This window comes from Burkholderia sp. BCC1977 (assembly GCF_905339595.1).
Classification (GTDB): Bacteria; Pseudomonadota; Gammaproteobacteria; order Burkholderiales; family Burkholderiaceae; genus Burkholderia.
This window is the reverse complement of sequence record NZ_CAJPGQ010000008.1, coordinates 186,410-194,252: the sequence shown is the minus strand read 5'-3', so window position 1 is coordinate 194,252 and position 7,843 is coordinate 186,410. Positions and strand designations below refer to the sequence as shown.

Annotated in this window: 9 protein-coding genes; 4 read left to right on the top strand and 5 right to left on the bottom strand. The window is 64.1% G+C overall.

Annotated features, from left to right (window positions below; all coding sequences use genetic code 11):
- Nucleotides 1–205: substrate-binding domain-containing protein (locus U5771_RS10040; RefSeq protein ID WP_322023805.1), on the bottom strand; the 205-nt coding region annotated here is incomplete at its 3' end.
- A 51-nt stretch (nucleotides 206–256) separates the two neighbouring features.
- Nucleotides 257–523: a hypothetical protein gene (locus U5771_RS10035; protein ID WP_322023804.1), complete on the bottom strand. Its 267-nt coding sequence runs from the start codon at nucleotides 521–523 to the stop codon at nucleotides 257–259.
- Between the two features lie 513 nt (nucleotides 524–1,036).
- Between U5771_RS10035 and U5771_RS10030 the strand changes: the two genes are divergently transcribed.
- Nucleotides 1,037–1,360, top strand: a complete 324-nt coding sequence (locus tag U5771_RS10030; RefSeq protein ID WP_322023803.1) for a hypothetical protein — start codon at nucleotides 1,037–1,039, stop codon at nucleotides 1,358–1,360.
- A gap of 181 nt (nucleotides 1,361–1,541) precedes the next feature.
- On the opposite strand, the gene U5771_RS10025 is transcribed toward U5771_RS10030, so the two are convergent.
- Both U5771_RS10025 and U5771_RS10020 read right to left on the bottom strand, forming a co-directional pair.
- A complete protein-coding gene (locus U5771_RS10025) occupies nucleotides 1,542–2,594 on the bottom strand; it encodes a helix-turn-helix transcriptional regulator (RefSeq protein WP_322023802.1) in 1,053 nt (350 codons plus the stop codon).
- A gap of 103 nt (nucleotides 2,595–2,697) precedes the next feature.
- Entirely contained in the window at nucleotides 2,698–3,582 is an 885-nt protein-coding gene (locus U5771_RS10020; protein ID WP_322023801.1) for a LysR family transcriptional regulator, read from the bottom strand.
- Nucleotides 3,583–3,659: 77 nt separating this feature from the next.
- Here U5771_RS10020 and U5771_RS10015 point away from each other — a divergent pair, with 77 nt between their 5' ends.
- A complete protein-coding gene (locus U5771_RS10015) occupies nucleotides 3,660–4,961 on the top strand; it encodes an aspartate aminotransferase family protein (RefSeq protein ID WP_322023800.1) in 1,302 nt (433 codons plus the stop codon).
- 86 nt (nucleotides 4,962–5,047) lie between these two features.
- Here U5771_RS10015 and U5771_RS10010 read toward each other — a convergent pair whose 3' ends face one another.
- A complete protein-coding gene (locus tag U5771_RS10010) occupies nucleotides 5,048–6,130 on the bottom strand; it encodes a helix-turn-helix transcriptional regulator (protein WP_322023799.1) in 1,083 nt (360 codons plus the stop codon).
- Nucleotides 6,131–6,470: 340 nt separating this feature from the next.
- On the opposite strand from U5771_RS10010, the gene U5771_RS10005 reads away from it, so the two are divergent.
- Nucleotides 6,471–6,743: a DUF4148 domain-containing protein gene (locus tag U5771_RS10005; RefSeq protein ID WP_322023798.1), complete on the top strand. Its 273-nt coding sequence runs from the start codon at nucleotides 6,471–6,473 to the stop codon at nucleotides 6,741–6,743.
- Nucleotides 6,744–6,981: 238 nt separating this feature from the next.
- Entirely contained in the window at nucleotides 6,982–7,839 is an 858-nt protein-coding gene (locus U5771_RS10000; RefSeq protein ID WP_322023797.1) for an AraC family transcriptional regulator, read from the top strand.
- Nucleotides 7,840–7,843: the final 4 nt, after the last annotated feature.

Here is a 7,843-nt window from a genome sequence, read left to right as displayed (position 1 = left end):
TCGTCTTCGCGTTGATCTGCTTCAGGCCGCCCGACGAACCGATACCTTGGTAGTTCACCTTCGCGCCGCCCGCCTTCTTGTACGCATCGGCCCACTTTGCATAAATCGGTGCTGCAAAAGTGCTGCCTGCGCCCGTGATATCCGCAGCGTGAGCACTGACGGCAACAAGCGCCAGGGTGCAGGAAACCAGGAACCGGATGTTCATGTAACGCCTCCGTTCTTCTGCCGCCATGCTGGCCCGAAAGCCAGCGCTGGGTCAGAAGTCTGACTTGTCGAGTTGAATTCGCCGACCGTTGCTCGGCAATGCATGTCGATTGACTGCGGCAGTGATCTTCTGCCGATTGCTTTCGAAAACGGTGAGCAATTGCGTGGGCGCAGCAGTCTCTGCACCAAGCTTTTCTCGAATGATGTCCGCCGGGAGTTTGATTGCAACGTACCCCCAACCCGGGCCGTAGGCAGAGAAGGAAAGGCTCAGATCGTCGTCGACGATCGGGGATGTCAGACAGATGGCGGAGCCGGTCATGGTGTGCGGTAAGTGATCTCGTTTCGATGCGTGCTAGGAGTATTGCATGTCGCCGTGAAAACTCAAGGAGACTGCAATTGCGCGATCCGCCAGGTTCAGGGCCCGTCACTTGCGACGATCGAGGCCAACGCTCGATCGCCATCGCGTTGGGCGCTGCCTTCGGTGGAAAAGATGTCGCGACTGTATGCGATCAGTTTGAAGCCGCATCCCGTGGAGCGAGGAACCGTGATGCCCCAGTGCCAGCCGCCATCTTGATGGAATATGTGGAGGACCGGGGAAGTTTGGCTCGGCGCTGATGAAGAAGTCGTCATGGCGTGCTCTCCCGTCATGGTGCGACCGTGAAGCGAGTCCATGGAAGCAAGAGCCCAGTCTACGGCGCTATTGCTGCACCGCAATATCCGGGTTTTTGTGGAGATGCCAGTGTGTCGAGCGCCACAATTTTGAAATACAAATATGCGCCGCCGGAGTTGACTGGCATATTGATGTGACGATTATGATTTTTTCGGAGGCTTCATGGATCGCAGTTCGCTTGTGTGGGCGGGGGTACCGCATAACAGCGATGGAGTCGTGTTTCAGATTCGGGTCGGCCGCGGGCTCCAGCGTTTTCATATTCCCCGGTTGATTCTCGAGAAGGCGTTCGACCTTGAGCGACTGGCATCCGACGCACGACAGCTTGAATGCTTTTACGAGCACTCGGCCCCGATCCTGGCAGTCGCCCGGAAGACGCGCTCAAATGCCAAAGCCGATACGGTTTCGCTGAATGTTTCCGATTTTGTACGCACGGGCCACGCGCGGACCGGGCAGGATTCCTGGGCGGCGACACGACGAGCGTCGTAGGGGGATAAGCGTGCGGCGTGCCCGGTTTTAAAAAGGACGGGCGTAGGTCCTGGCGTCACTTTCCGTGCTGCGTGTTGTCAGGTAACGCGCAGGTCGTGCTGCATCATCGGAGCGACGTCTGCAGGTACGGCGGTGGGTTGGGTATTCATGTGACGCGTAACGGTCGCGTCGGCTACGTTCGTCAAATGTTGTCCATGCGCCAACGTCGCGGCGTCACGCCGGTGAGGCGCGTAAATGTTCTCGTGAAGTGGCTGTGGTCGGCGAAGCCGCACGCATCCGAGATCATTTGCAGGGGCATGGACGATGTGCGCATGTACATCATGGCTCGCTCGATGCGCTGATCGATCAGCCAGCGGTGGGGCGGCAACCCGGTGGTCTGATGAAAGGCTTTGACAAAATGGCCGCGAGACAGGCCGCACGCTTTTGCCACATCGGCAATCGAGATGTTCCCGGTAAGGTGTTCGAGAAGCAGTCCTTTCGCCATGCGCGCCTGCCACGCAGTGAGTTTGCAGGTCGACTTCTCCCGCCGCTCACTGACGCCGCCGTACAGACGCGCGACATGCGCCTGGAAGGCGAGCGCGACGTGGTCGATGAAAAGCCGAGACGCATGCTCGGGCCGTGCTAACGCGGGGAGCAGGGCCTGGCCCAGGCGATGGATGATCGGATCCGTCGCACTCAAATGCGGTGGCAAGTAAAGCTGCGGTCGCTGCCTGCCCCCGATTTCATCGACTGTCTCCTCCAGCGTTCGGCGAGGGAGGTGAAAATGGATGCAGTCGAACGCCCCCTTCAGGTCGGAAACCCATCTGCGATCGAGGTCATGAATCGTGACGGTCCCTGCTTCATAGGGGACGAAACGGGCGACACGTCCGTCAAGCCACAATTCCTGTTCGCCGAACGCGCGCAATTGCAACACGATGAGATCGGCGTCTTCAAGTTCGTATGGCGCAGTTCGGCCAATATTTCTACGAGACGTCTTCAGCCGACTGATGCCGACCTGTGCATGCGGCAATGTTTGCGTGACCACGCTTTGCCTGAGGTCGGCCGGCATGAAATCCGATGACGCGTTATCCGACTGTGCGGCGGCCATAAATCCGTGGGTACGTAGGGAATCTGGTAGCGAAGTATACCAAGCGAAATTTGGCGTGGTGTCCGTCGTGTTCGGCACCTTGCCCCCTGAAAGGCAGCGGCGGATCACAAGGAAGTCGGGCGTACGTCCTGGCGCGGCTTCGGGCACCGAACCTTGTCAGTCGAGGTGCAGGTAGAGCTGCATCATCGCCCCCTCTCCGTCAGCAAACGGCGCGCCGCTCGACCGATCCCACGCACGTACTGCCCCGCCCTCACAGCACCGGCAACACCGCGCGGATATGCTCGGCGAACGCCGTCGTCAGATGCGATGGCCGCTTCCGGTCGAACCGCAGCGTAATGCCCACCGCCGGCAACGGCGGCAGCCCGCGATCGCCGGCGAGGATCGCCAGATCCGCCGGCACCGCCGTTTGCGTCATCACCGCGAACGCCTGCCCCGAACGCACCAGCGCGATCAGCCCCGCGAGGCTGCTGCTCGCATAGGCGACGCGATAATCGCGGCCCGCGCGATGCAACGCGTCGCACGCCGCGATGTGATCGAGCGTGTCGGGATCGGACAGCGCGAGCGGCAACGGCTCGAACCGCGCGGCATCGAGCCCCGGATAACCGATCCAGACCAGTTGCTCGCGGCGAATGAAATCGTCGCTCGAATCGTCGTCTGGCACCGAGATCATCGCCAGATCGACTGCCCGCTTGTCGAGTTGTTCGAGCAGCCGCGGCGTCGGCCCGCATACGACCTCGACGATCGCCTGCGGATGCTGGCTCGAGAACTGCCGCAGCAGCGACGGCAGGAACACGGCCGCGTAATCGTCAGGACAACCGAACCGGATGGTGCCCGACAGCCCGGTACCGCACAGGTCGGCCATCGCCTCGTCGTGCTGCCGCAGGATGCGCTGCGCGTGCACGAGCAGCCGCTCACCGGGATGCGTCAGCACCACGCCGCGGCCGGTGCGCTGGAACAACGGCTGGTCGACGCTCTCCTCGAGCCGTCGCATCTGCTGGCTCAGCGCGGACTGCGTGCGGCCGACCCGCGCCGCCGCGCGGCTCAGCGAGCGCACCTCGGCGATCACGACGAACGAGCGCAACAGGTCGATTTCAAGCGAGCGTCCCAAGGTATTAGCTCCTTTTCTACCTTGCATAAGCACTATTCGTTTCCATAAAACCAGACCGGCACCTAGACTGCAAGCGATCCTTGGCCCTTGTCCGGAGAAGCCCGATGTCCCTGAACGACGACGCAACCTTCTGGCACAACGCCAGGCAGCACCTGATCCGCTACGGCGGCACGTTCGAGCCGATCATCATCGAGCGCGCGCAAGGCAGCTTCGTCTACGACGCGGACGGCCGCGCGATCCTCGATTTCACGTCGGGTCAGATGAGCGCGGTGCTCGGGCACAGCCATCCGGAGATCGTGTCCGTGATCGGCGAATACGCGGGCAAGCTCGATCACCTGTTCAGCGGGATGCTGTCGCGCCCCGTCGTCGACCTCGCGACGCGCCTCGCCGACATCACGCCGCCGGGGCTCGATCGCGCGCTGCTGCTGAGCACCGGCGCGGAATCGAACGAAGCGGCGATCCGGATGGCGAAGCTCGTCACCGGCAAGTACGAGATCGTCGGCTTCGCGCAGTCGTGGCACGGGATGACGGGCGCGGCGGCGTCCGCCACGTACAGCGCCGGCCGCAAGGGCGTCGGCCCGGCCGCCGTCGGCTCGTTCGCGATTCCGGCGCCGTTCACGTACCGGCCGCGCTTCGAGCGCAACGGCACCTACGACTATCTCGCCGAACTCGACTACGCATTCGACCTGATCGATCGCCAGTCGAGCGGCAACCTCGCCGCGTTCATCGCGGAGCCGATCCTCAGTTCAGGCGGCATCATCGAACTGCCGGAAGGCTACATGGCCGCGCTCAAGCGCAAGTGCGAGGCGCGCGGGATGCTGCTGATCCTCGACGAAGCGCAAACCGGCGTCGGGCGCACCGGCACGATGTTCGCGTGCCAGCGCGACGGCGTGACGCCCGACATCCTCACGCTGTCGAAGACGCTCGGCGCCGGGCTGCCGCTCGCCGCAATCGTCACGTCCGCCCAGATCGAGGAACGCGCGCACGAGCTCGGCTACCTGTTCTATACGACGCACGTGTCGGATCCGCTGCCGGCCGCGGTCGGCCTGCGCGTGCTCGACGTGGTGCAGCGCGACGGCCTCGTCGAGCGGGCGAACGTGATGGGCGACCGGCTCCGGCGCGGGCTGCTCGACCTGATGGAACGCTTCGACTGCATCGGCGACGTGCGCGGGCGCGGCTTGCTGCTCGGCGTCGAGATCGTCAAGGATCGACGGACGAAGGAACCGGCGGACGGACTCGGCGCGAAGATCACGCGCGAGTGCATGAACCTCGGGCTCAGCATGAACATCGTGCAGTTACCGGGCATGGGCGGCGTGTTCCGGATCGCGCCGCCGCTGACCGTCAGCGAAGCGGAAATCGATCTCGGGCTGTCGCTGCTCGAGCAGGCGATCCGGCGCGCGCTGTAACGGAACGCCACGCGCAACGGCACCCGCACACAGCGGGCGGCAAGATTCGGGCAGGACCAGGCGTGCCGCACCGCGCGCGTCGGAGCCTAGTCACGTCGCCCGGCCCGAAACACGCTGCGCAATTCGTCGTGATTGTGTACGTTGAGCCGGCGATAGATCTTGCGAACATGATCGACGACCGTGCTGTCGCGCAGCGCGAAGTCACGCGCGATCTCGCTGTGCGAGCGGCCCAGCACGAGCTGCACACAGAGTTCGCGTTGTCGCTCGGTCAGGCCGAACGCAAAACCGAGTCGTTCGACCATCAGCCTGAGCGGCGGAAAGTGTTCGATATGGATCACGATCGCGGCATCGCGTTGCAACGCGGCCGCATCGGTACATCGATAGGCCTTGAAGCGGAAACGCCCCGCCTGGTTGCGACGCTCGAGCGTCGCAGGCGGTGCCGGGTAGCCGAGCCAGATCCGGTTGAGGTTCGACCGCAACGGTGCGAGCCAGTCCGGCAAGCGTTCGTGACGGAAGAACGCGAGCGGCTCGCCGGTCGCGAGCGACAGCATCCGGATGCTGTCCGCGTTGTGCAGCAGCAGCCGGCCTTCGTTATCGACCACCATGATCGCGGACTCGCCGCATTCCGATTCGTGCAGCGTCGGCTGCACGGGCCGCGACAGCGCATGGGCAAGATGCCGTGCCACGGGTTCGATGTCGCGATGGTTCTGTTCCGAGAACGGACGACAGCCTGACGCGCGCGACAGCAGCAGGCTGCCCCAGCCGCGCGTGCCGTCCGTCGCGGTCAGCTCGAGACAGTGGCGCATCGACACCGGCCGCCACAGGTCCGCGTACATCTCGCTCGACAGCAGTGCCTCGTCGTAGTGCGCGCTGTTGTCGAAACCGCGTCCGCGGCGCATCGCATCGGAAAACGTGACGCCCAGTACCTCCTGCCGCTCGGTGTTGTGGATGTTCGCGAAATACGTCGGCAACAACGTGTAGACCACCTCGTTTTCGCTGCACACGTCCGACACTGCATAGTGTTCGTCCGCATAGAAGAACATGCCCCAATCGGCCCCGACGATGCGCCGGGTCGCCTCAATCACATGAGGAATGACGAGGTGCGGCTCGACGGCGAGCGAACAGAGCCGACGAATATGACTCGCAAGCGCGACGTGTTTGTCAGACATGAATCCGCTCCTCGAACATGCACCGGCTTCGCTCGCGGGGCGGGGCGAGACGCTCGACGTCACAGGTTCCGCGATCTCAGTCGAGTTTAGACATTCCACATGACAACGACGGCAATTACCCCCTTTCAAGAGGGCGTCAAAGCGGCATGCGGGTTCTATCCTTTCGCCATTCCGGCTGCATTTGCGTGACGAACCCACGGCTGCGTTCGGCATGCGGGATGTGTCACGCGCGATGCAAGTGCGGCGGAATGCTCCGATATTTGCGAAATACGCGGACGATGCGGAATCCGCGTCGATCGCGTCGTTGTTGTTGCATCGCTTTTTCATGTGAGGTGCCACGATGAAGAGCATGTACAAGGCGGCACTGGCCGCCGTCTGTGTGTTGGGTGCGTCGGGTCTCGCCCGGGCGCAGAACGAAGGCGCCGCGGCCACGGCAAGTACGCCGTCCGACTCGGCGATCAGCGCGACGTCGATGGGCAGCATGCCCAGCGCCGGTTCGCAAGCGGGGGCACCGGCCGGACTCACGCGCGCACAGGTCAAGGAGGAGTTCCTGCGTGTGCAGAAGTCGGGAGATCTCCAGCGTCTCAACGAGTTGTATGGCGGCGGCCAGTAGCAGTGAGTGTCCGGCCCGGCCATGGTCGCTCGTGTATCGGATGGGGAGCAGCGACGGCGCGACCGTGCATGGCCGACGACTGGACAGCGAGGAAACGCGCGCCCGGCAGCTTTTCGTGCCGAGCGCGATACGCTGGAAAGACAGGCCGCGATGAATGAAGAATGAGCCGCGCCCGCAACGCCGCTTCCGCGACCCGCGTACACTTCCGCTCACGTAACTGCGACGCGTGAGGCATCCGATGACGACAACGGCGAAGAACGTCGGCACGACCGACCACTGGCTCGTCGCGCGGCGCGATCAGGAAACCGGCATCGAAAGCCTGCATGCGCATTTCAACGGCCATGCGTACGACGCGCACGATCACGACGACATGCTCGTCGGCTTCACCGAACAAGGCGTGCAGCGTTTCCAGTGTCACCGGTCGCTGCATACCAGCGTGCCGGGCCGCGCGATCCTGATCGAACCGGGAGCGATACACGACGGCCATGCGCCCGAAGCCGGCGGCTTCACCTACGGGATGCTGTACCTGCCGCAAGCGTGGGTCGAACCTGCGGCGCGCCGGCTGGACCTGCCGGGTCTCGGCAGCGTCGAAGCCACGTTCGGCCATACGCTCGTCGACGATCGCAGCCTCGTCGACGCGATCCGGAATGCATTCTTTGCGATCCACGACAACGAAGGACGGCTCGCGCGCGACCAGACGCTCGACCGGCTGCTGACGCGGCTCGGTGGCGAACTGGGCGGCCCGCTCGCGCTGGCAAGCGGCGTGGTGACGCCTGCGATCGCGCGCGTGCGCGATCTGCTGCATGAACACATGGACGGCAACATCGGCCTCGACGAACTGGCCGGCGTCGCCGGGATCGACCGGTTCCGGCTGACGCGGATGTTCCAGCGCGCCTTCGGCACGTCGCCGCACGCGTACCTGGTGCGCTTGCGCCTGCGCGCCGCGCGCCGGTTGCTCGCGGCCGGCCGCACGCCAGCGCAGGCTGCCGCGGATGTCGGTTTCGCCGACCAGAGCCACCTGGGCCGCTGGTTCCGCCGCGCGTACCGGATGACGCCGGCCGCCTATCGGCGGATGTGCACAAACGTTCCAGACTGATCGC